Origin of the sequence: Vogesella mureinivorans, assembly GCF_007644035.1 — a bacterium.
Classification (GTDB): Bacteria; Pseudomonadota; Gammaproteobacteria; order Burkholderiales; family Chromobacteriaceae; genus Vogesella; species Vogesella mureinivorans.
Window position 1 is genome coordinate 1 of sequence record NZ_VMTV02000451.1, and the last position, 312, is coordinate 312.

1 pseudogene is annotated in these 312 nt (G+C 64.4%); it reads right to left on the minus strand.

The window, feature by feature from the left end:
- A pseudogene (locus FLQ44_RS11485) lies at window positions 1-312 on the minus strand (Tn3 family transposase); the annotation flags it as partial.

Here is a 312-nt window from a genome sequence, read left to right on the forward strand (position 1 = left end):
TTGCCCATGCGTTTGATGAACATCTCAGCTAGGTCGTCGCGGGTCTGCACCCGGGCGCGATGGATCAGGCACAGCAGCAGCGCGTGTCGTTTGGCCGGGCCGAAATCGCGCAACTCGGCAGCGTCCAGTACCCGGGCTTCGGCGGCGAAGTGCTTGCGCTTGAGTTCCGGCACGTCCGCCAGGTGCCGTTCGCTGCCGACCAACTCGTCCAACGCCGCGATGTGGTCGAGCAGTTCCTGGAAGTGCTGCAGAGAAGATCGTTTCGGCAGCCGCTTGATGGCCTGCAGCGGGCTCTTGATGCGAGCGTCGGTG